The organism is Noviherbaspirillum cavernae, from assembly GCF_003590875.1.
Classification (GTDB): Bacteria; Pseudomonadota; Gammaproteobacteria; order Burkholderiales; family Burkholderiaceae_D; genus Noviherbaspirillum; species Noviherbaspirillum cavernae.
The window spans coordinates 640,609-663,471 of sequence record NZ_QYUN01000002.1; the positions used below are offsets into that span (position 1 = coordinate 640,609).

The 22,863-nt window shown below is 60.0% G+C and carries 19 protein-coding genes, 1 tRNA gene and 1 pseudogene; 14 read left to right on the plus strand and 7 right to left on the minus strand.

The window, feature by feature from the left end; genetic code table 11:
• Positions 1 to 26 precede the first annotated feature (26 nt).
• From D3870_RS03090 to recQ, 7 genes are all read left to right on the plus strand, one after another.
• Positions 27 to 1,607 (plus strand): efflux RND transporter periplasmic adaptor subunit, encoded by a 1,581-nt coding sequence (locus D3870_RS03090; RefSeq protein ID WP_119736581.1) that lies wholly within the window; start codon positions 27 to 29, stop codon positions 1,605 to 1,607.
• 301 nt (positions 1,608 to 1,908) lie between these two features.
• Positions 1,909 to 2,646 carry an ABC transporter ATP-binding protein gene (locus D3870_RS03095; RefSeq protein ID WP_119741593.1) on the plus strand — a complete coding sequence of 246 codons (738 nt, stop codon included), beginning with the start codon at positions 1,909 to 1,911 and terminating at the stop codon, positions 2,644 to 2,646.
• Positions 2,643 to 3,875 carry an ABC transporter permease gene (locus tag D3870_RS03100; protein ID WP_119736583.1) on the plus strand — a complete coding sequence of 411 codons (1,233 nt, stop codon included), beginning with the start codon at positions 2,643 to 2,645 and terminating at the stop codon, positions 3,873 to 3,875. Before D3870_RS03095 ends, D3870_RS03100 begins: the two co-directional genes overlap by 4 nt.
• Entirely contained in the window at positions 3,868 to 4,140 is a 273-nt protein-coding gene (locus D3870_RS03105) for a YkgJ family cysteine cluster protein (protein WP_119736585.1), read from the plus strand. Before D3870_RS03100 ends, D3870_RS03105 begins: the two co-directional genes overlap by 8 nt.
• Before the next feature lie 14 nt (positions 4,141 to 4,154).
• Positions 4,155 to 4,706 carry a DUF1439 domain-containing protein gene (locus D3870_RS03110; protein ID WP_119736587.1) on the plus strand — a complete coding sequence of 184 codons (552 nt, stop codon included), beginning with the start codon at positions 4,155 to 4,157 and terminating at the stop codon, positions 4,704 to 4,706.
• 83 nt (positions 4,707 to 4,789) lie between these two features.
• Complete coding sequence (locus tag D3870_RS03115; protein ID WP_119736589.1) at positions 4,790 to 5,623, plus strand: undecaprenyl-diphosphate phosphatase; 834 nt, start codon at positions 4,790 to 4,792, stop codon at positions 5,621 to 5,623.
• A gap of 23 nt (positions 5,624 to 5,646) precedes the next feature.
• Positions 5,647 to 7,470, plus strand: coding sequence for a DNA helicase RecQ (gene recQ / locus D3870_RS03120; RefSeq protein ID WP_119736591.1), 1,824 nt, complete (start codon positions 5,647 to 5,649; stop codon positions 7,468 to 7,470).
• A gap of 153 nt (positions 7,471 to 7,623) precedes the next feature.
• Here recQ and trmB read toward each other — a convergent pair whose 3' ends face one another.
• Entirely contained in the window at positions 7,624 to 8,343 is a 720-nt protein-coding gene (gene trmB / locus D3870_RS03125; RefSeq protein ID WP_242489844.1) for a tRNA (guanosine(46)-N7)-methyltransferase TrmB, read from the minus strand.
• 67 nt (positions 8,344 to 8,410) lie between these two features.
• A tRNA-Gly gene (locus D3870_RS03130) sits at positions 8,411 to 8,484 on the minus strand.
• Positions 8,485 to 8,979: 495 nt separating this feature from the next.
• Here D3870_RS03130 and D3870_RS03135 point away from each other — a divergent pair.
• From D3870_RS03135 to D3870_RS03145, 3 genes are all read left to right on the plus strand, one after another.
• Positions 8,980 to 9,918, plus strand: a complete 939-nt coding sequence (locus D3870_RS03135; protein WP_119736592.1) for a retron St85 family effector protein — start codon at positions 8,980 to 8,982, stop codon at positions 9,916 to 9,918.
• A complete protein-coding gene (locus D3870_RS03140) occupies positions 9,915 to 10,862 on the plus strand; it encodes a retron St85 family RNA-directed DNA polymerase (RefSeq protein WP_119736594.1) in 948 nt (315 codons plus the stop codon). The genes D3870_RS03135 and D3870_RS03140 overlap by 4 nt, the downstream gene beginning before the upstream one ends.
• A gap of 183 nt (positions 10,863 to 11,045) precedes the next feature.
• Complete coding sequence (locus tag D3870_RS03145; RefSeq protein WP_119736596.1) at positions 11,046 to 11,561, plus strand: EAL domain-containing protein; 516 nt, start codon at positions 11,046 to 11,048, stop codon at positions 11,559 to 11,561.
• Between the two features lie 40 nt (positions 11,562 to 11,601).
• Here the strand turns inward: D3870_RS03145 and D3870_RS03150 are convergent, their stop codons facing one another.
• Positions 11,602 to 12,495 (minus strand): LysR family transcriptional regulator, encoded by an 894-nt coding sequence (locus D3870_RS03150; protein WP_119736598.1) that lies wholly within the window; start codon positions 12,493 to 12,495, stop codon positions 11,602 to 11,604.
• A gap of 182 nt (positions 12,496 to 12,677) precedes the next feature.
• Between D3870_RS03150 and D3870_RS03155 the strand changes: the two genes are divergently transcribed.
• Positions 12,678 to 13,712: a YeiH family protein gene (locus tag D3870_RS03155; RefSeq protein ID WP_242489845.1), complete on the plus strand. Its 1,035-nt coding sequence runs from the start codon at positions 12,678 to 12,680 to the stop codon at positions 13,710 to 13,712.
• A gap of 121 nt (positions 13,713 to 13,833) precedes the next feature.
• Here D3870_RS03155 and D3870_RS03160 read toward each other — a convergent pair whose 3' ends face one another.
• The gene (locus D3870_RS03160; protein WP_119741597.1) at positions 13,834 to 14,781 is read right to left on the minus strand and encodes an AraC family transcriptional regulator; all 948 of its coding nucleotides are present in this window, start codon (positions 14,779 to 14,781) and stop codon (positions 13,834 to 13,836) included.
• A gap of 144 nt (positions 14,782 to 14,925) precedes the next feature.
• Between D3870_RS03160 and D3870_RS03165 the strand changes: the two genes are divergently transcribed.
• The 3 genes and pseudogenes from D3870_RS03165 (at position 14,926) to D3870_RS22655 (ending at position 16,818) form a co-directional block, all read left to right on the plus strand.
• Entirely contained in the window at positions 14,926 to 15,309 is a 384-nt protein-coding gene (locus D3870_RS03165) for a hypothetical protein (protein WP_119736601.1), read from the plus strand.
• Between the two features lie 179 nt (positions 15,310 to 15,488).
• Positions 15,489 to 16,229: pseudogene (locus tag D3870_RS22650) on the plus strand (MFS transporter); the annotation flags it as partial.
• Positions 16,230 to 16,365: 136 nt separating this feature from the next.
• Positions 16,366 to 16,818, plus strand: a complete 453-nt coding sequence (locus D3870_RS22655; RefSeq protein WP_242490095.1) for an MFS transporter — start codon at positions 16,366 to 16,368, stop codon at positions 16,816 to 16,818.
• A gap of 85 nt (positions 16,819 to 16,903) precedes the next feature.
• On the opposite strand, the gene D3870_RS03175 is transcribed toward D3870_RS22655, so the two are convergent.
• The 3 genes from D3870_RS03175 to D3870_RS03190 all read right to left on the minus strand — a co-directional run bounded on the left by D3870_RS03175 (position 16,904) and on the right by D3870_RS03190 (position 22,581).
• Positions 16,904 to 18,157: a hypothetical protein gene (locus D3870_RS03175; RefSeq protein ID WP_119736603.1), complete on the minus strand. Its 1,254-nt coding sequence runs from the start codon at positions 18,155 to 18,157 to the stop codon at positions 16,904 to 16,906.
• Positions 18,158 to 18,421: 264 nt separating this feature from the next.
• A complete protein-coding gene (locus D3870_RS03180) occupies positions 18,422 to 20,764 on the minus strand; it encodes a motility hub landmark protein FimV (RefSeq protein ID WP_119736604.1) in 2,343 nt (780 codons plus the stop codon).
• 554 nt (positions 20,765 to 21,318) lie between these two features.
• The gene (locus D3870_RS03190; protein WP_422879660.1) at positions 21,319 to 22,581 is read right to left on the minus strand and encodes a multidrug effflux MFS transporter; all 1,263 of its coding nucleotides are present in this window, start codon (positions 22,579 to 22,581) and stop codon (positions 21,319 to 21,321) included.
• Between the last annotated feature and the right edge of the window lie 282 nt (positions 22,582 to 22,863).

Sequence of the window (22,863 nt, forward strand, 5' to 3'; positions counted from 1 at the left end):
GCGTTCATTCCTCTCGACAGACGCATATGATTTGGTTAAGAAAATGGTGGGTGTGGCTGATCGTCGCCCTGCTCGCGGCGGGCGGCATCTTCGCGTTCCAGTCCTGGTACAAGAAGAACGGCGAACCGCAATACAAAACGGTCAAGATCGAAAAAGGCACGATCACGGCCAGCGTGTCCGCCTCCGGCACCTTGAGTCCGGTGGTGTCGGTGCAGGTCGGCTCGCAGGTGTCGGGCCAGTTGAAGGAAATCCTGGTCGACTTCAATAGCGAAGTGAAGCAAGGGCAGCTGATCGCGCGCATCGATCCCGAGACATTCGAATACAAGGTGCGGCAGGCGCAGGCCGATGTCGACGCGGCGCGGTCACTGGTCCTGACGCAGCAGGCCAACATCGCCGCGCAGCAGGCCAACGTCACGAAAGCCGAAGTCAACGCGGCTGACGCCAGGCGCGACCTTGACCTCAAGCAGCAGCTGGTGCAGAAGGGATTCATCTCCGGCGCGGACCGCGACAAGGCGCAAGCGACCTACAACGCACTGGCCCAGGAAATCAACACCGCCAAGGCGCAGCTTGCGGTCGCCGCCGCCAACGCGCGCAACGCCGAATCCGTCGTCAAGCAGCGCGAAGCCGTGCTCGCGCAATCCAGGGTCGATCTGGAGCGTACCGCCATCAAGGCGCCGGTCAACGGCATCGTGATCAAGCGCAGCGTCGAGAAGGGCCAGACCGTCGCCGCCAGCCTGCAGGCGCCGGAGTTGTTCGTCATCGCGGAAAACCTGACCGACATGCAGGTCGATACCGCCATCGACGAATCCGAAATCGGCCGCGTGCGCATCGGCCAGAAGGCGAGCTTCACGGTCGATGCATTTCCGGGACGCAGCTTCGAAGGCGAAGTGAAGCAGATTCGCAAGGCGGCCCAGAACGTGTCGAACGTCGTGACCTACACCGTCGTCATCAGCGCTGCCAATGCCAATCGCGAATTGTTGCCCGGCATGACCGCGAATGTGCGCGTCGTGACCGACAGCCGCAACGATGCGCTGAAGGTCGCCAACGCCGCGCTGCGTTTTCGTCCGGCCAGTGCGCAGAACGACAAGTCGTCCGCTGCGCCGGCAGCTTCCTCCGGCCCGCACGATGGCGTACCGGCCGGCGCGGGCGGCTCGGGTCGGCAGATGCGCGCCATGCGCGAACGACTCGACAACGAGCTGAAGCTGAACGAGCAGCAGAAGGCAAAGCTTGATTCGATCTTCTCCAGCCTGCGCGAAAAATCGATGGCGGCGCGCGAAGCGCCCGAAGGCGAGCGTCAGAAACTGGCCGAGCGCAATCGCAGCGAGATGCGCGCGCAGATCACGGACATGCTGACTCCGGAGCAGAAGAAACAGTACGAAGTCATCCTCGCCGAAAGCAGCGAGCGCCGCGGCGGCGCCACGCGCGGCAAGCTCTACGTGCTCGACGAGAGCCGCAAGCCGAAGGCCGTCGACGTGCGTTTCGGCCTGACCGACGGCGCGATGACGGAAGTGTTCTCGGCCGATCTGAAGGAAGGCACGGAGATCATCACGTCGGCGTTGCAACAGAAGGCCGCGTCACGCCCGCAGGCGGGGCCGCGGATGTTCTAGTCCTGGCGCCGGTGCGGCCTGGCGCGGAATGGCATGAGCACTTCGACATGGAACGGCAAGCGGCTGACCGCCCGCCTGTCATTCCGAGTGCAGCGAGCAGTCCCGATTGCATGCGCTTGTGTTGTGGCGAGGCGAGATTCCTCGTTTTACCGGGAATGACAGCCGTTGAAATGACAGCGCGGCGAGCGACAGTGCCCGGAATGAAACTGAACGATGGCGCTGTCGTTCGCACCCGCGCCATGCCGGATGCCAATTCGGCATTGGCATGAATGACCGATTCACCAGCAACAGATTGAAGCCCATGTCCCTGATCAAAACCACCAATCTCGCCAAGGAATACGTGATGGGCACCACCCTCGTGCATGCCTTGCGCGGCGTGTCGATCTCGATCGGCGAGGGCGAGTTCGTGGCGATCATGGGCGCATCCGGTTCCGGCAAGTCCACCTTCATGAACCTGCTCGGTTGCCTCGATTCGCCGACCTCCGGCGAATACCTGCTGGCCGGCGACAAGGTTTCCGCACTATCGAGCGACGCGCTGGCGGCGATCCGCAACAAGCGCATCGGCTTCGTGTTCCAGCAGTTCAACCTGCTGCCGCGCACCACCGCGATGGACAATGTCGAACTGCCGCTGCTGTATTCCGGCGTTGCGGCGCCCGAGCGCAAGGCGCGCGCGCAGCAAAGACTGACGGAAGTGGGCCTCGGCGAACGCATGGACCATCACCCCGCGCAGCTGTCGGGCGGTCAGCAGCAGCGTGTCGCCATTGCGCGCGCGCTCGTCAACAATCCGTCGTTGATCCTCGCCGACGAACCGACCGGCGCGCTGGACTCGCGCACCAGCATCGAGATCATGGCGCTGATGCAGAAACTGAACCGGCAAGGCATGACCATCGTGATTGTCACGCATGAACCCGACGTGGCGGCCTTCGCATCGCGCATCATTGCCTTCCGCGACGGCATGGTCGTGCGCGATGAGCCGAATGCGCCGCTCGATGCGCAGGCCGAGCTTGTGCGCCACGACAGCACGGAGGTGGCGAAATGAATCTGCTTGCCACACTGCGCGTTGCCCTCAATGCGCTGCACGTCAACAAATTGCGCTCGATGCTGACCATGCTCGGCATCATCATCGGCGTCGGCGCGGTGATCACCATGATCGCCGTCGGCCACGGCGCGCAGGCGAGGGTGGAAGAGCAGATCAAGAGCCTCGGCTCCAACCTGATGATCATCATTCCCGGTTCCACCACCGCCTCCGGCGTGCGGCTCGGTTCGGGTGCGAATCAGAATCTGACCGAGGATGACGCGATCGCCATCGCGCGCGAAGTTCCCGAAGTGCAGGTCGCCGCGCCCTCCACGCGCAACACCGGCCAGGTGGTCGCCGCCAATGCCAACTGGGCCACGCAGATCCACGGCGTCACACCGGATTACTTCGAGGCGCGCGAGTGGCCGCTGGCATCCGGCCGCATGTTCGAGCAGGCCGAGATGTCCGGCTCCGCGAAGGTTGCCGTGATCGGCCAGACCGTGGCGACGCAATTGTTCGGCGACATGGACCCGCTCGACCAGAGCATCCGCATCCGCAATGTGCCGGTCACCATCGTCGGCGTGCTGGACCGCAAGGGGCAGAGCATGATGGGACAGGATCAGGACGACGTGATCATGGTGCCGCTCTCGACCGCGCGCAACCGCCTGTTCGGCAACACGCAGGGCAAGCTGCGCCGCGTCGGCACCATCCAGGTCAAGGTCTCCGAAGGCGCGAGCATGAAGGATGCGGAAGACAAGATCCGCGAGCTGATGCGCCAGCGCCAGCGCACCCAGCAGGGGCAGGACGACGCCTTCACCATTCGCAACCTCACCGAGATCCTGCAGGCGCAGGAAGCCTCCTCGCGCGTGATGACGCTGCTGCTGGCGGCGGTCGCCTCGGTGTCGCTGCTGGTCGGCGGGATCGGCATCATGAACATCATGCTGGTATCGGTCACCGAACGCACGCGTGAAATCGGGCTGCGCATGGCAGTCGGCGCGCGCGGCTCGGACATCCTGCGGCAGTTCCTGGTCGAGGCGGTCACCCTGTCGATGATCGGCGGCCTGATCGGCATCATTCTCGGCGTGGCCGGCTCGTATCTGGTAGGCCATTTCGCCGGCTGGGCGACCCGGCTGTCGCCGCAATCCATCGTGCTGGCGGTCGGCTTCGCGGCCGCGATCGGCATCTTCTTCGGCTACTATCCGGCGCGCAAGGCATCGAAGTTGCTGCCGATCCAGGCGCTGCGGTATGAGTGAGCTTTCGTGCCGTGCAGGATGCGGCGCGTGTTGCATCGCGCCGTCGATCTCGTCACCGATTCCCGGCATGCCGTCAGGGAAACCGGCGGGCGTGCGCTGCGTCCAGCTGGACGAGACCAACCGCTGCCGGATTTTCGGCAAGCCGGAAAGGCCTGCGGTGTGCGGCAGCCTGCAGCCGTCGCAGGAAATGTGCGGCGACAGCAGGGAGCATGCATTGCATTATCTGCTGCGACTGGACGAACTGACTTCCACTTTGCCGCATTGAGCATCCTTGAACAAATGAAAACGAAATTCGCCGCACTGCTGTTGCTGCTTTCCACCTTGCTGCTAACCTCGTGCGCGACCCTGATGGGGGCGCGCGAAGTCGAGGTTCCGCTGGCCACATTGCAGCGGGCGATGGCGGACAAGTTCCCTTTCAACAACCGCTACCTCGACCTACTGGACGTCACCGTCAGCAATCCGCGCCTTTCCCTGCAGCCGGACACCGATCGCCTTGTCTCCAGCATGGATGCCATGATTGCGCCGCCTTTCCTGAACAAGTCGTGGAACGGCAGCTTCACCGTGTCCGGCAAGCTGCGATTCGACCCCGCGCGCAATGCCATCGTGCTGGGTGAACCGCGCATGGAAAAATTCAACCTCGACGGCCTCGATCCGCGTTACGGAAATGTCATCACGAAGATCGGCATCCTGCTGACCGAACAGGTGCTGCAGGACGCGCCCTTGTACACCTTCCGCCCCGAGGAATTGCGTTACGGCGGCACCGACTACACGTTGTCGAAAATCACGACAAGAGCCGACAGGATCGTGGTAACCTTTGAGCCCTTGAAGTAACCCGCCAGCACTCATCACTGCACCCGCGCGGCATCGAGCCCGGCGGGTTTTTTGTTGATCATCACACCACACCTCGCAAAAACATGGATGTCGCACTCGCGCTCAAGGCGCTCATCATGGGGCTTGTCGAAGGCTTCACCGAGTTCCTGCCGATCTCATCGACCGGCCACCTGATCCTGGCCGGCAGTCTGCTCGATTTCACCGGACCGAAGGTCAAGGTGTTCGAGATCGCGATCCAGGCCGGCGCGATGCTGGCAGTGTGCTGGGAATACCGCGCACGGATCGCCAGCGTGTTCGCCGGCCTCTTCAGTGACGACAAGGCGCAGCGGTTCGTGATCAATCTCGTGATTGCCTTCATGCCTGCGGCGGTCCTCGGTTTCCTGTTCAGCAAGGCGATCAAGGCAACATTGTTTTCGCCGCTGCCGGTCGCGCTGGCATTCATCCTTGGCGGTCTGGTCATCCTGTGGGTGGAGCGCCGCCACAAGCTCGCGCCGATTGCTGCGCGCGTCGATTCGGTCGATGACATGACCGCGCTGGATGCGTTGAAGGTCGGCTGCGCGCAGGCGTTCGCACTGTTTCCGGGCACCAGCCGTTCCGGCGCGACCATCATCGGCGGCATGCTGTTCGGCCTGTCGCGCAAGGCGGCGACCGAGTTCTCGTTCTTCCTCGCCATCCCGACCCTGTTCTCGGCAACCGTCTATTCGCTCTACAAGGAACGCGACCTGCTGTCGATGGCCGATCTTCCGATGTTCGGCATCGGCACCGTGGCGGCATTCGCATCGGCCTTCCTGTGCGTGCGCTGGCTGTTGCGCTACATCAGCTCGCATGACTTCACGATATTCGCGTGGTACCGGATCGTGTTCGGATTCATTGTCATCGCATCCGCATACAGCGGCATGGTGGCCTGGGCCGACTGAGGCGTTTGCAAAGACATAGCGGCATGCCCGAATCCAGCACCAGCGCGCGCGCGCTGCACGTACTGCAAACCGTTTTCGGTTATCCAGCCTTTCGCGGCCAGCAAGCCGAGATTGTCGATCATGTCGCGCAGGGTGGCGATGCACTGGTGTTGATGCCGACCGGCGGCGGCAAGTCGCTGTGCTACCAGATACCTTCCCTCGTTCGCGACGGCGTCGGCGTGGTGATTTCGCCATTGATCGCATTGATGCAGGACCAGGTCGATGCGCTGGCAGAACTCGGTGTGCGCGCCGCCTTCCTCAACTCGACCCAATCCTTCGACCAGGCGATGCGCACCGAACGCCGTGTGCGCACCGGCGACCTTGACCTGCTGTACGTCGCGCCGGAGCGTCTGATGACACCGCGCTGCCTCGAATTGCTGCAGGCATCGAACATTGCGTTGTTCGCCATCGACGAGGCGCACTGCGTCTCGCAGTGGGGCCACGATTTCCGCCCGGAATACATCAAGCTGTCGGTGCTGCACGAGCGTTTCCCGCAGGTGCCGCGCATCGCATTGACCGCGACCGCCGACCCGCAGACCCGCGCCGAAATCGCGCACAACCTGCAACTCGATGATGCGCTGCAATTCGTCTCTTCCTTCGATCGCCCCAACATCCGCTACCAGATCGTCGAGAAGGCCAATGGCCGCAAGCAGGTGCTCGACTTCATCAAGGAAGAACATGCGGGCGATGCCGGCGTCGTCTATTGCCTGTCGCGCAAGAAGGTCGAGGAAACGGCGGAGTTCCTGCGTGCGCACGGTGTCGCCGCATTGCCGTATCACGCCGGCATGGACATCGCCACCCGCAGCGCGAACCAGTCGCGCTTTCTGCGCGAAGACGGCATCGTGATGGTAGCGACGATCGCGTTCGGCATGGGGATCGACAAGCCGGACGTGCGCTTCGTCGCCCACCTCGACTTGCCGAAAAGCATCGAAGGCTACTATCAGGAAACCGGCCGCGCCGGCCGCGATGGCGCGCCGGCCAATGCATGGATGGCGTATGGCCTGCAGGACGTCGTGCAGCAGCGCCGCATGATCGACGAATCCGAGGCGGACGAGAACTTCAAGCGCGTGCAGACCGCGAAGCTCGACGCCATGCTCGGCCTGTGCGAGACGCTGAGTTGCCGCCGTGTGCGGCTGCTCGACTACTTCGGACAGGAGTCTGCGCCGTGCGGAAACTGCGACAGCTGTCTCAATCCGCCGGTGTCGTTCGACGGTTCGGTGCAGGTGCAGAAGCTGCTATCGTCCATCTACCGCGTCGATCAGCGCTTCGGTGCCGGTCACGTGATCGACGTACTGCGCGGCATCGATTCCGACAAGGTAAAGCAGTGGCGGCACGACAAGCTATCGACCTTCGGCGTTGGCAGCGACATCAGCGAAGCGGAATGGCGCGCGATCCTGCGGCAGGCGATCGCGCTGGGGCTGGTCCAGATCGATCACGATGCCTACGGCTCGCTGAAGCTCACCGAGCAGGCACGCCCGGTGCTGCGCGGCGAGCAGAAAGTGCAATTGCGCCAGTACCAGAAGCCGGCCAGGCCCAAGCGTCAGGCAGTCCGGGCGAAAGGCTATGTGGAAAGCGAGTTGTCCGCAACGGAACAGGCAGTTTTCGAAAAGCTGCGCTGGTGGCGGGTCGAAACGGCGCGCAAGCACAATGTCCCGGCCTACGTCATTTTCCACGACGCCACCATGCGCGAAATCGCCAAACTCAAGCCGGGGTCGCTGGACGACCTGCGCAATGTGTCCGGCGTGGGCGAGAAGAAGCTGGAGACTTACGGCGAAGAAATCGTCGCGCTGATCGCGGCAATGAGTTGAGCCTCGAACCTGTCATTCCGAACGTAGTGAGGAATCTCTGAGATCGGCATTGAATGCGTCCGGCATCATCTGCCGAACACTCCTATGCCTCAGCGATGCAGGGTGCGCGGGGCGGAACCTGCACCGATTGGCAAACGTCACACCCGACAACGCTTAACGCTTCGCAAACACCAGATCCCACACCCCATGCCCCAGCCGCAAACCGCGGTTCTCGAACTTGGTGACAGGACGATATTCAGGGCGCGGCGCATAAGCCTCGGCGGTGTTCTGCAAGGCAGGTTCCGCGCTCAACACTTCCAGCATCTGCTCCGCATAATCCTGCCAGTCGGTCGCACAGTGCAGATAGCCGCCCGGTGCAATGCGCGACACCAGCAGCTTCACGAAAGCCGGCTGAATCAGCCGCCGCTTGTTGTGCCGCGCCTTGTGCCATGGATCGGGGAAGAACACGTGCACGCCCGCCAGCGATTCCGGCGCGATCATGTTCGTGATGACCTCGACTGCATCGTGCTGGATCAGGTGCAGATTGGTCAGCCCCTGTTCGCCGATCAGCTTCAGCAGGCTGCCGACGCCCGGCGTGTGCACCTCGACGCCGATGAAATCCTTGTCCGGCATGCCCGCTGCGATCTTCGCCGTCGTGTCGCCCATCCCGAATCCGATTTCCAGAATCGTCGGAGCGCTGCGCCCGAAGGACTGCGCAAAATCGCACGGCGCTTTCTCGTATGGAATGCAGAACTGCGGACCCAGCGTCTCGATCGCCCTGGCCTGCGCCGGGGACAAACGCCCCGCGCGCGTCACAAAACTGCGAATCCGTCTTTCGGTCGGGTCGTACAGCATGGGCCGGTTGGCCCCATCGGAGGAATGATTGTCGGACATGCTAGAAAAATGACTATGGTTGGGCGCTGCCAACAAAAAAGGCACCGCGTCCCGGTGCCCGATGATCTGGAGCGGGTGAAGGGAATCGAACCCTCGTCGTAAGCTTGGGAAGCTTCTGCTCTACCATTGAGCTACACCCGCGGAACCCGCATTTTACGTGGGTTTTGCAGTGGTTTGCAAAACGGTGGAATGGATAGTGTGCTGGAAGATGATATGGCCGATTCTTCCGAGGCGTGGCGGCTCATGCCGCTGGTTTAATCCCTGCCGTTACCCAATCAGGCTCGATATCTCCAAGCTCCAAGTCCGATATGCAGAGGTCGAGACTATGCGTTCGCTTTGGGACGCAGGGTAAGCGATAACTTCCAAATGATCTCCATCTATTCCGGAGAGCAGGTTACTCGCAAAGGCCTAAAGTTTTTGCCTTTTGTTGCTATAACACACATAATTGCGCAGCTCAGTTACGCGACTTGTGGTTGTTGGTAAAACGACATGCCATCGTCGGGCGCATCGCCAGACGGAAAATGATTGAACGACATTGGCGGCACGAAAACGGCCACGCGCCCAATCTGCTCCTTTGTCGCATCTTGGGCGCGTGTCCATTTTCGTGCCTGTAATTCAAGGTAGCTGAGCCTACCTATGACGTTAAAAACTATTAATTTTTTTATTGCGACAGTCGACCCTCATAAGGCGACTGTCGTTTCTTTTCCAGAATTCATTGCGATATTCGGAGGAACGATTTCGTCCTCGGGAAAGAAGTCAAAGGCAAAATCGCAGCGAGACGTGTTCGTAAGATGGTGGTCTGAAAACCGTAAAGACCTGAAAGATTTAATGCTCCTGCCAGAGAATTATGATGACTGGAGCGACTTTAATACCTACTCAGATCTTTTGCTTTTCGAAAAGGATTTGGGGTATCTGACTAGCGCTGTTCTCGTTTTTCTCGAGGCTCCCGGTGCCATTGCCGAACTTGGAGCATTTTCGCAAATCGACTCGTTGAGTGAGCGATTGGTAATTGTAGTTACAGAGAATCATCATCCGCGAAACTCATTTATTAGCTTAGGCCCGATTCGCAGTGTGGCAAAGACGCAGGGCCACGCGAATAGCGTGTGTGTAATTCCTGATGTAAAACCTGAGGAGCTAGCTCGTCATATTCTGGTCGTCGTAAATACCCTTGATCAAAAACGGGCACGGACGAACCCCAATTCAACATTTAATCCCGAGGACTCTCAGCACGAAATTTTGCTCGTCCTTGATCTCGTAAATCTATTTTTAGTTTGTCAAATTACCGAGCTACAGTTCTTGTTATCGCATTTTGGTATTGACGTAAAAATCGCCAGACTCGAGCAAATTCTATTCTTGCTTGAGAAAACTCAACTTGTCACCTGCCAGCACTATGGCGATAACAAATATTTTGTTCCTCGCAAATTTCGTAAAATTTACGTTGATTACACTTCAAAATCCGGAGCCGCATCATTTAAGCGCGATCGTGCAAAAGCAGACATTTGGACAGAAGTTCAAAAGGATCCGTTTCGAAAAAACGTATTCGAGCTAGCTAACAAAGGAGGACATGCTAAATGAGCCTCTTGCAAAAGATGTTGATTGACCTTCCGTTTTCTGGGGACGAACTAAAGGCATTAATTTCGACAGCACCGTACCGCTACAAGGTATATCAGATCCCTAAACGACAGCCAAATCAATTTCGAACAATCGCACAACCATCCGCAGAAATAAAGGTCATTCAACGTTGGTTGATAAAGAACGTGCTGTCATCTTTACCGATCCATAAAGCTGCAACCGCTTACCGACTAGGTGAATCAATTTCTGATCATGCGGTGATTCATGCGGATAAGCGATTCTTGCTGAAGATGGATTTTGAGGATTTTTTTCCGTCGATTTCTGCGGCGGATATTCAAATGCACTTGATCCAGAGCGGTAAGCTGTCCCAAGACGATGCGCGTTTAGTGCGTCAGATTGTTTGTTGGTTTGACAAGATCAAGGGAGGGTTTTGTTTATCCATTGGTGCTCCAAGTTCGCCGCTTTTGTCCAATGCGCTGTTGTACACCTTTGACAAAAAAATCACTCAATTGTTGAAGGGAAAGAAAGTCTCCTATAGCAGATATGCAGACGATCTTGCGTTCTCGACGAACCGAACTGACGTTTTATCGACTATCCCTGCACAGGTGCAAAGTATCTGTGACGAACTTGAATATCCCCAGTTACGCATCAATCATTCAAAAACGGTGTCTACTTCTCGTGCTTTCCGGCGTACTTTGGTTGGGCTTGTTCTTACTCCAACTGGAGAAGTGTCGCTTGGAAGAGAAAAGAAGCGACGGATGAGGTCCGAGCTTTATCGGTTTTCAAAAGGGCTATTGGCAGTGACTGAAACTCCAAGGCTTCGTGGAGAACTTGCTTTCGCTTGGTCAGTGGAGAGAGCATTCATAAATTCTTTAGTTCGTCAGTTCGGTATAGAAGTCTTTCGAATCCTCGACTTACCTTTTGGCGAGGAATACGACCTCAACTGAAGCAAAGTCCTACGTATGCAAGGCGAATCCTACTTGTCGAACATTGTTCGTGAAACGAATTCTGGGTTGAGATAGCCAATAGCCAAATGTCTGCGTTTAGCTAGAACTCATTTTATAAATGCTGGTCTGGCTGCATTTCAGGCAAAGCGGAATCTGGGATGGCGAGCCGGCAATTTCTTACGGATGAACAATCTTTCCGGCACGACGATTGGCGACAGCGAATTTCTCCAGTTTGTGCGTGAGCAGCAGCTTGTATTCGGGATCGATCGCCATACCATCTGTTTCGAAATTACCGAAACCGCTGCAATCGCCAATCTGGCGAAGGCGAAAACCTTCATTCAGGAACTGAAGGGATGCGGATACCGTTTCGCACTGGATGATTTCGGCGCAGGCATGTCGTCCTTTTCATACCTCAAGCATCTTCCGGTGGATTTCATCAAGATCGACGGCAGCTTTGTGAGCGACATGCTGAACAGTCCGACCGATCATGCGATGGTCGAGGCCATCAACAAGATCGGGCATTTGATGGGAAAGAAAACCATCGCCGAATTCGCGGCCAATGAACAGATCATCGCCAGGCTCGCGGAGATGGGTGTGGATTTTGCGCAGGGTTATGGCATCGGCAAGCCGCAACCTTTCATTCCATGGATCGACGCGGAACGGCCTCTGGCAACATGCGCTCGCATTCTGCATGCATGACGCAGCGTTTCCCGGACCGACCTGCAGCAGGCATGGCCGTCTACTGCCACACCCGGCAAAAGTTCCTGAATTCCGTCAGCGGCTTTGACAGTGTCTTGCCTGCGCTGTAGATCATGTACAGATTGCGGCTCATCCTGGGCAGCGTCGTGCCGACTTCCACAAGCCGTCCCTGTGCGAGGAGGTCGGCGACCACCAGACGCGACAGGCAGGCGAGCCCGAGACCGGCCATGCAGGCGTGCTTGATCGCCTCCGAGCTGCTGAACACGCCGCCCTCCGTGATGTAGTGCAGATGTGGCAGCAGCGCATCCTCGACCGCTTCCCGCGTGCCCGACCCGCTTTCCCGCAGCAGCCATTTCGCCTTCGCCAGCGTGGATGGCGTTGCCTTCTGCCGCGATTTCCTGCTGCCCGGTTCATGCTCGGGCGCGGCCACCACGATCAGCTCGTCCTTGATCCACGGTTCGATGCGCAGGCCGCGCACGTGGCAGGGACCTTCGATGAAGCCGATCTCGACGTCGAAGTTGGCGACTGCGGTCGCGACGTCCGCCGTGTTCGCAATCGTGATGCGCGGGATGACTTCGCCGTAGCGGCTGCGGTAGCGGGCTAGCAGGGCGGGCAGGATGTAGGTGCCGATGGTCGTGCTGGCGCCGATGATCAGGTCGCGCGACACGCCTTGCTCGCCGTTGAACTGGCCTTCGATCGTCCTTGCCATCGACAGCATCTGCTTCGCATGTCCAAGCAGCGCGCGGCCGTTGTCGTTGATGATCAGCTTTCTTCCGACCCGGTCGAAGAGCGTTGCACTCAACAGGTTTTCCAGTTCATTGAGCGCGGCGCTGGTCGCCGACTGCGACAACGCGAGCTGTTCGGATGCGGCCGTGGTGCTGCCGCTGGAAGCGACCGCTTCGAAAATCTGCAGTTGTCTTAATGTTATTCGCATGGAGATATATCAGTAAAACAGGTAGATTTAAGAAGAATAACCCGTTTTACCTGTATATATGCGCGGCGTAGAATCGGCTCGTTTTCAATCCTGATTCAGGTGCATCGATGAGCCGGATTCCGGTCACTTCCGTGTCCCCGACGCTTGCAGGTGCGTCTTTGCAAGGTGCGAATTTGCGCCGCATGGGGCGATACCTGCCGGGCATCGGTTTGAGCGTCGCAATTGCAGTTGCAGCGACCTGGCTTGGCGAACTGCATTGGCTGCGAGAGTATGGCATCAGCGCGCTGGTGATCGCCATGTCGATTGGCATGCTTGCCGGAAATCTTGTCTATGCCCGCATTGAGTCCGCCTGCGCACCGGGCGTCGCGTTTTCCCGGCAGGTACTGTTGCGGACCGGGATAATCTTTTTCGGCATTCATCTGACGTTGAATGACATCGCACGCGTCGGATTGCCGGTGATGCTGGCGGACGTGCTGATTCTCGTCTCTACCTTCGGCCTCGCGCTGCTGGTCGGAACGAAGCTTCTGAAAATGGATGCAAACACGATCTTCCTGATCGGAGCCGGCAGTTCGATCTGCGGCGCGGCCGCGATCATTGCAACCGACCCGGTGGTGCGCGGCCGTCCCGAGCAGGTATCCGTCGCAGTGGCGACCGTTGTCGTGTTCGGCACCATCGCGACGTTTCTGTACCCGGCGCTGTATCAACTCAATCTGCATTGGCAATGGTTGCCGGCATCGCCGGGCGCCTTCGGCATCTATGTTGGTTCGACCATCCACGAGGTGGCGCAGGTGGTTGCGGCGGGACGCTCGCTCGGCCCCGAAGCGGCGAATGCCGCAGTGGTTGCCAAGATGCTGCGCGTGATGCTGCTGCCGGTGTTTCTGCTTGTGCTTTCCTTTCACATCGTGCGCCGACGGAACGCTCTGCTCCCCGGACACGCTTCCGGCAGGGCGCGCGTGACGGTGCCATGGTTTGCGTTCGGCTTCATCGTCGTCGTCGCACTCAATTCAGTGATGGCCATGCCGGTGGCGATAACGCAGGCTGTCGCACACATCGATGCGCTGCTGCTGACGACCGCGATGGCTGCGCTCGGCTTGACGACGCATGGGTCGGCATTCCGCCTCGCGGGGAAGAAGCCCATCGTGCTGGCCGCCGTGCTTTTCGCGTGGCTGGTTGTCGGCGGGGCATGGATCAATTTCCGGCTGGTCGGTGTTTCCTGATTGCGAACCTTGCGCGTTCCGCTACGTCACCACCTGCCGTCATGCTGGCAGCGATGAGATTTTCTCGGGAACACCTGGAAGAATGGCGGCGCGGCCTCGCGGCATTGAAGAACACAACGCATCAGCGCGCCAGGTTTGCAGCGGTCCTCTGAGCGGGCCCTGCATCCCCGCGTCGATATGCTCCCGGTGCAAGTCCCATGGCCCGCTTGAATGCCTTGTTGAACGCCGATTCGGACTCATAGCCGATCACATCCGCGATCTCGCCCAATGACCGGTTGCTCTGCCGCAGCATGCAGCTCGCCTTGAACATGCGCCAGCGTGTCAGGTATTCAAGCGGGGATTCGCCGACTCGTTCCTTGAAACGCATGGCGAACGCCGAGCGCGACAGTGTGGCGATCGATGCGAGCGATTCCACCGTCCATGATTTCGCGATATCGCGATGCATGGCGCGCAGCGCGGGGCCGATCTTCCTGTCCGACAGTGCCGCCAGCCAGCCGGGCGCCGCATCGCCGCTTGCCGCGACATGGGCGCGAATGGCCTGCACGAACACGATATCGGCCAGGCGGCTGATGACGAGACTGGAGCCGAGGCCGGGCTGTTCGGTTTCCATCGCCAGCAATTGCAGCGTGGCCTGCAATGCGTGCACACGCGCCTGGTCCATCCTGACGTGGAGCACGGTCGGCAGCAGTTCCACCAGCGGCTGCGCGCTGAGTTCGTCGAAGGTGAACCAGCCGCAGATGACGGTGGCCGGCGTGCCGCCGCCTCCCAGATCGACCACGCCGCCTATCCTGTCGCGCACGACCGAGGTGCAGCTCACCGTGGGCGTTCCTGCCTTGTCGCGCAAGACATATGGCGTTCCCCGCGCCAGCACATAGCAATCGCCTGCGGTGAGCGCAATCGGTTGGACCACTCCCTCCACGCTCAACAGGCAGCCGCCGCGCACGACGAGACCGAAGCGCGCGCTCTGGCCGCCTGCGAGGCTCAAGCCCCAGGGTGCTGTGGCTTCCAGCCGCGCATAGACCGCACTCTGCACGCGCATGGCGGCGAAGACATCATCCAGCGGATCCATGTTCATCCTTCGAATTCAATCCTGGAAACAAGACGATCAGACAATGAATGAAGATGTTTAAGCATTCATCGTCCATTATTTTGGTCGGAGAATGCTCGGCAAGACAAGTCTTGTTTTTTCTCTTTAACGCAAAGGAAAGTCATCATGGACGAATTCAACATGTTTGCGGAGCGATACGTAGCCGCCTGGAATGAAACCGATGCAGAGGCTCGCCGCGCGGCAATCGCGGCCTTGTGGACGCAGGACGGTGCGCAACTCAACAAGACACTGGAGGCGCACGGGCATCAGGCAATCGAAACGAGGATCGTCAATTCGCACAACAAATGGGTGCGCGATGCGGGCTATCTGTTCCGCTCCGCGCGCAATGCCGATGGGCACCACAACACCGTGAAATTCAGCTGGGAAATGGTGCGTCCGGACGACGGCACGGTGGTGTCCGTCGGCGTTGACTTTCTGCTGCTCGATGAGGAGGGTCGCATTCTCGCCGACTACCAATTCATCGAACCATCGCGTCCCGCAAGGACCTGATTACCTCGCAGGTAATTGTCCGCAAGCTGAATCGGTTTCACACTGAATTTCACACCCCATTTTCCATCGAGATCAACATGACACATGCCAATACCTTGAGGAAAGAAAGCCCTGTCGTGGCCGGTGTTTCGAGCACATTCCGGTGGCCGACGCTGCTGGTCATGCTGGCCGGCACCTTCATGGTCGTGCTGGATTTTTTCATCGTCAATGTCGCGCTTCCTTCCATTCAGCACGAATTGCAGGCCAGCGCCGGCGCGATCCAATTCGTGGTCGCCGGCTACGGCCTTGCCAATGCGGCCGGATTGATTACCGGAGGGCGACTTGGCGATATCTTCGGCAGGCGTCGCATGTTTGCGCTCGGGATGGCGCTGTTCACGCTCGCTTCCGCTGCCTGCGGCCTTGCGCCGAACGCCACCGTGCTCGTCATCGCGCGCGTCCTGCAGGGAGTCGCTGGGGCGCTGCTGCAACCGCAGGTGCTTGCAATGGTAGGGCTGGTATTCACCGGGACCGACCGGGCCAGGGCATTTTCCGCATACGGCTTGACGCTCGGACTGGGTGCGACTCTCGGCCAATTGGTCGGCGGTGCGCTGATCCATGCCGATATTGCGGGGCTCGGATGGCGTCTCTGCTTCCTGATCAACGTGCCGATCGGGATCGCGGCACTCATGCTGACGCCTAAAGTGATTCCGCCGCTCAAGGGGCAGGGCGGCAATCGCCTCGATCTCGCGGGCGTGGTGCTGATTGCCATCGGTCTGGTGGCTGTCGTGCTGCCGCTGGTCGAAGGCCGGCAGCAGGGATGGCCGATGTGGAGCCGGGCATGTCTCGCCTTGTCGTTGCCGGTACTGCTGCTGTTCGCGCTGCAACAGCGGCGACTTGCAGCAAGGGACGGCGAGCCGTTGATCGCTCCTGCGCTGTTTGCGCAGTCTGCTTTCGTGATCGGCTTGCTCATCACATTGATCTTTTACATGAGCAATGCGTCGTTCTATTTCGTGCTGGCGCGCGCTCGAGTCAGGATTGCTCTTTACGGCGCTTGCCGTCGGCTTTTTCGCCGCTTCAATGGCGGCCCCTCGACTTGCGCAATGGCTCGGTCATCAATCGATTGCGATCGGCGCGCTCGTTCTTGCCGCCGGTCACGCGCTGCAGTATGCGGTCATCTTCGCGATCGCGAAGGACCATGCGGTTTTCTGGATGATTCCGGTATTGCTGATCGAAGGCACGGGCATCGGCATGATCATGGCGCCCATGGTGGCCACCGTACTGGCCGGTTTGCCGCCGCAATTTGCGGGGGTCGCCTCGGGCGTGCTGGCCACGGTACAGCAGGTGGGCAACGCGCTGGGCGTGGCGCTGATCGGCATTCTGTTCTACGGCAAGCTTGGCGATGCGGCCGGTCGGTATGTCAACCCCGATGCATGGACCGGTGCGTTCGGCGCGAATCTGTTGTATTTGCTCGTTCTTTCGCTGGGCGTGGCGGTGTTGTTTCAGCGCCTGCCGCGTCGCATTGCGCAATGAGTACGCAACTTTGCGTTGCGATGCAGGCGCAATGAAAAACGGCCCGGTTGTCGCCGGGCCGTTTGATGCATTTTGCCGAATCGTATCAGTTCGAGAAAATTCCCTTCAGCAGATTGAGCGGATTGGGCACGCTCGGCAGCGGTGACGTTGCGTCGGCATCGCCGCCAGCACCCGCACTCTGTCTGCCGGCGCTGCGTTCGCTGCCGCCATCCTCCATGCCGAGCATGGTCATGCCGGTCGATTTGATGCGCACGCGGGCGGTCCATTCCGGCTGCCAGTCGGCGGGCGCTTTCTGCGGCCGCTGGGGATGCGACAGGTTCAATTCCGGGCCGTAGGCGATCATGTTCAGCATCGCGCCCTGCGCCTTCTCGAAGATGGCCTTCGGTATTGCGCAGTTCGCGGTTGACGGTGGCAGCACCACTTTCTGCTGAAGCAGTTTGGTGATCTGCGCCGGCGACTGATAGGTCATCAGTGCCCAGCCATTGTCCGGCTTTTCGCTCGAACTCCAGAGGATCATGTCATGCGCGCCGTTGGCCGATTCCGCGCCACCCTGCGCAGTCAGGAAATAAGCCTTGGCATTCTGCATGGTCTGCCATTGCGCCAGCACGCTGTCCTTCGGCTCGCCCTTGGTGGACAGCTGCACTTTGGGCAGGAAGTCGTAACCGGCGCCGACAGTGAATTTCAGGCTTGCCGGCACGCCATCGCCGGTGACCGCGTGATCGCCCAGCAGCGATGCCTCATTGGGCACGCGCTTGCTGTCGCGCTCGTTGGGCCAGATCGAATGTCCGGGCCTGCCTTGAACACCCTTGCTCGGCGCACCGTGACTGGCGAAGAACTGTGCGTACTCGCCGTATTCCTGTTTGGCGAAGTCGAGAATCTTCGGCTGTCCCGGACGGACCGTTTCGCCGCAACCCCAGTACAGCAGGATGCGGCCCTTGGGTTTTTCGGTCGATTCGTCGCGGGAGGTCCGGGTAGAGCCCTGGGTCGATTGCTTCGGACGGATCGGCGTCAACAGCAGCGACGGCCCCATGTTCATGACCGACGGGATGGCATGTGTTCCGTCCACGCCGTTCGAATTGGCGCGCACATAGAGTTCCGCATCGAGCCATTTGCCGCGCGACATGCCCATGCCCATCGATCCGCCGAAGGCGTTGCCGCCCATCAGGCCACCCAGCAAACCCGCCCCCGCGCTGCCTTCATCCGGCATACCGGGCATGGAAACGTTGCTGGTCGAAAGGTCGACCCAGTATTGAGCCGCCGGTCCGCGTGATTGTGCATATGCACCGAAGGCAGTGGCCGATAGCAGTATCGCTGCCGTCAGGCGTCGGTTGTTGACCATCACTTTCTCCCTGTGTTGAGTTATTTTTGATGGATTTTACGGCAATTTGAGCGAAATACTGCCGAAAACAGGGCACGTGATCAGCCGCCGCGAGACGACGGGGGGCGATGGGGGAAGTTTGGCTGAATGCCGATTCTGATAGCTGGCGTCGCGCGGGAAGCAGGTTGGTGCGGGAATGCGCATGAAGCGGTTCCGGGCGCTTGGCCAGAAGCGCTTCACTTCATTCGGAAACGGTCTCTACATGTCTTGATGCCGATGCTGTGCTCAAGCGAGTGCGGCCAGCATCGATTTCGCCTGCTCGGTTTGTTCTTCCGTGCCGCCTTGTATCACTTCTTCCAGCAGCAGACATGCACCTTCCTTGTCGCCGATATCCTGGTAGGCGACAGCCAGATGCAGCTTGATCGCCATGGGCGACATGTCGTCGCGGCTCATCAAGTTTCTTGCCGCATCCGGCTTGTTCGATCCGAATGCAGGGCTTGCGTCGCCGGTCTTTACGACGCTGTCCGGTTCCGCCAATGCCAGCCCGTGCGATGCCAGCTCGTCCAATGCGTCTGCCGCAAACGATGCGCCCGATCCAGTGGCGCGCACCGCGTGGCGGTCTGCGTCACGCCCTTCGATGATCCGTTGATGCGGCACGGCGACATACTCTGTCCGGCCGTGCGTGCGCGGGTCAGTATCCCGTGCGACATGGAGCGGTTCCTCGGCAAGTGCGTCCATGCGATCTTCGTCCGCATCCGCATGGGGCCTGGCTGCGGATGGCGCTGCAAACAGTATCTCCCACGCCTTGGGATCCATGGCCCGATCGGCTCGTTTCTGCCGTTCCGGATTGCCGGCGATCGTGATCAGGCGCAGGATGTCGCGATACGCAGGCAGGTCGAAACCTTCGCGCATGCCGTCACGGTTGTCCCGCACAAGGCTGTTCAGGTAGGGCAGTACCTCATCGCTTTCCCACAGGGCAAGAATCGTTTCCCTGACATGCGGAAAATCGGCCAGCGCTCTCGGTCCAGGAACGCCGGGGGGTGTTTCCCACTGTCTCAGCTTGACGTTGAAAATGCGCTTGATGCGCGCCAGAATCGCTTCAAACTTCTCGCGGTCGCCCAGGGAACGGTACACATCGAGCAGACACAGCCATGGTAGCGGCGACTTCGGCTGGTCGGTGTCATTGAAGGGATCGAGCAGTTCCAGCACCTTGGAGGGATTGTGCAAAGCCATCCAGGCTTCCGCCAACTCCATCACATCCGAAATCTCTTCGACCTTGAGCGCATGTTCCGGACGTGCGCGCGCAGTTTCGGTCTGGTTTGAATAGACGTAAGGAATTGAACCGCCGCTGACGTATTTGAACGGCTGCGAACGCTCGGCCTCGCCGGGCGCTGCAGGCGCGGCAACGGGCGCAGACAGCTCCGGCGTGAACGTGCCGGTCGCTGGCAGGGCGAAGCCGGTATTGCTCTCCGTGATTGGCGAAAATGTCGACTGGACATGACCGGCGGCCTCAATCTCGCTGGTGTTGATGGTCGTGAGACTGAATTCGGTGGTGTTGAATTCGGTGTGGCCGTCCAGTTGCGTGGCGGCGGTTGTGTCCGCGAACAGTTCGTTCCATGAGGTCCGGGAGGCCTCCATCTTCATCGCGCGCATGCGCCACAGCAGCCAGCCCATCGCGCCGAGGCAAAGCGCGAGCAGCACGCCGAGACCCTTGATCCAGCTCAGCGATTCGTTCCGCATCGCCTCCTGCGCGGCCTTGTCCTGTTCGTATTGCTTCTTGACGCGCTCCGTTTCTGCCCGCAATGCGCGGGTTTCCGCCAGCAGGGTTTCCATTTGTGCCAGCGCGATTCTCGCAACCTCTTCGCCGGGCGTCGTGGCCGGCTTCTGCAGCGGCGCTTCGTCACGCCCTGCCGGCGTTGCTTCCGCCGGCTTCAGCGGCGCTGCGGCCGCAGCGTTGTCGGCGGGAATGTCGATGGGCGACATCTTGAGAATGCTGCGCACGGGCTGCTCGGCTTTCGCTGCCTTGGCGCGAGCCTTCGCAGGCGCTTCGCCGTTTGCGACTGACCGGACACGCGCCTGCACAGGGGCGGCGTTGCGCTTTCTTGTCTTGCGCTTGCGCGCGGCCGGTTGGGCGGGGGATTCGCTGGATGCCGACGTGGCGACGGCTTGCGCAGCGGGTGCTGCAGCCCGTGGAGCTTTCGCCGCAGGAAACTGCGGCGAGGCTGGCTGCGACATGGCCGCCGTTGCGGGCAAGGCCGCGACCGGATCCAGCAGAATCTGGTATTCGCGGCGAACCAGCGTGTCGCAGCTCATGTCGACGAGGACGTTCAAGACCGGTTCGTTGATGTGTTCGCGCGTGGTGAGCAGAACCGATGCGGATTGCCCGGAGCGGACCAGCCTGATCGCGGGCGTGATCGATATGGCGCCGTCGAGCGACGTGACTTTGGCCGCGATGCAGCGCGATTCAAAGTTGGCGGTGTCGTTGCCAACAAGCGTGATGGCCGCGCGCAATGGCTCGCCCAAGCCCGACTGCACCTGAACCGGCCCCAGTCCCGCCGCATGCGCCGCAGGTGCCAGAAACGCCAGCGCCGCTCCCCATCCAACTCGTCGCAGTAGTGGAAATGCCATGATTTCTCTTTTCTTTTTGCGAATCCCTAACGTGCCATTTTAGCAATTTTGTCAATTAAATAAACGATTTTCAAAGGAATTAGCGTTAAATCTTCAAATGTTTATTTATAAAATCTGAAAACAGGTACGTTGATTTCAAATGCGTAACGTTGTTCCGCTAATGAAACATTTCCCCTTCCATGCGCCTCGCCCAAGCGATTTGTGCCGATTGCATGCATTACCGACGCACAGGATTCGTCGCGGCCTGACGCTGTCGTCGTGCGATTTCAGGTGAACCGCAGGAAGGAGAAATTCTTTAAAGAGCTTGTCAGTGACCTTCTCGACAGGTCCTCGCAGCCGGCAGGCGCGCGGAATCCGGGCCGCATCGGCAATGGATGCGGCGCGTGATGCATCCGGTCACGAAACTGCTGCAGTTGATCCCGACATGATGACAGCGGGGCCTTCAGGCATGGCCTCATGCGCGTGGCATGTCGTCAGTTATCACCATGATGAGTGGTTGCGCGAGTCGGGGAGTTCCATCTCACCGCGTTGCGCGGAGCGCTGATGCGGCCGGGTTACTTCGCATTCCCATTCTTGATTGTCAGCTGCTGGCGATGGTTGCGTGCGCCGCGCCAGCACATCAGCCCCAGCAGGGTGCACACGAGCTGCCCCGCCGCCAGCCACAGGACCGAATGCGACAGCGCCGGCGCGATGACGCCTGACACCACCGCGGCCAGCATCGTCACCGCAAAGGACTGGTAGGATGCGACGATGCCGCGGATGTGCGGGAACAGGTCGAGCATCAGCAGCGTCGCGCCGGGGGCGGCGATCGACATGCCGAAGGTGTAGAAGAACAGGGGCGCTACCGACCATGGCAATGCGGGCGGAAAGAAGACGTGGTAGAGGGTGTTGACGCAGGCCGATCCGATCAGGAAGGCGAAGCCGAGCATCACCTGCGAGGGAATCGCGATTTTTCCCGCAAGGCGGTTGACGAGCAGCGCGCCGAAAAAGACGCCCGCCACCGTCGGCACGAACTGCCAGCCGAACTGATCCGCGCCGAGCTTCAAGTGCTGCGTGATGAACACGGGCGCGGCGGCCACGTACAGGAACATGCCGGAGAAGTTGAAGGCAATGGTGCCGGCGATGAGCTGCAGCAACGGCGAGCGAAACAGCAGTTGGTAGCTGTGCCACAGAAAGTGCGGATTGAACGGCTGCCGCTTCGCGACCGGCAGCGTTTCCGGCAGGTGCTTGTAGCAGTACCACAGCAGCAGCGCGGTATAGAAGAACAGGAACAGGAAGATCGCGCGCCAGTCCGCCAGCTTGACGATCCAGCCGCCGAGGATGGGCGCAATCGCCGGTGCGATGGAAAAAATCATCGTGACCAGCGACAACAGCCGCGCGGCGGACGCTCCCGAGTACACGTCGCGCACGATGGCGCGTCCGATCACGACGCCTGCGCCTGCGGAGATGCCTTGCAGGATGCGAAAGGCCCACAGGTACTGCACGCTGTGCGAGGCCGCGCAACCGAGCGTCGCCACCGCGAATACCGCGAGCGAGCCGAGAATGATGTTGCGCCGCCCGAACGCATCGGCCAGTGCGCCATGCCACAGGATCATCACGGCGAAGGAGAGCATGTATGCGGTCAGCGTCTGCTGCACTTCGATCGGGCTTGCATTCAGCGATGCTTGAATGTCGGGGAAGGCGGGCAGATAGGTGTCGACGGCGAAGGGGCCGAGCATCGACAGCGCGGCCAGCATGAGCGCCAGCGCGTTTGGGCCGGGGAGTTTTGGCGAGGATGAATCCGGGTCGGGATTCGTGGAGGAACTTGGCGGCACGATGTGTTCTTTCTGTGCAATTCTGGGTTCGGTATTTCTTGTCGGCGCAGGCGCCGGTCAGTGATGCCTGCATACGGGATGCAGACGTCGCCTTGATTCGGGCGTGCGAATGACGCAAACGAAACTTGCCGGCTGACAGTCTTTGCAGGCATGGCCATCGCCAGCCCGCCGTTCTCCATCCATGACAGCATGGCAGCGATTCATTGCCGCAATTCATGATTCCCACAGGATAGTTCCAAACCGTTTTTCACGCTGCCTAGCCTATCGTCGGCACTCCGGAACTCC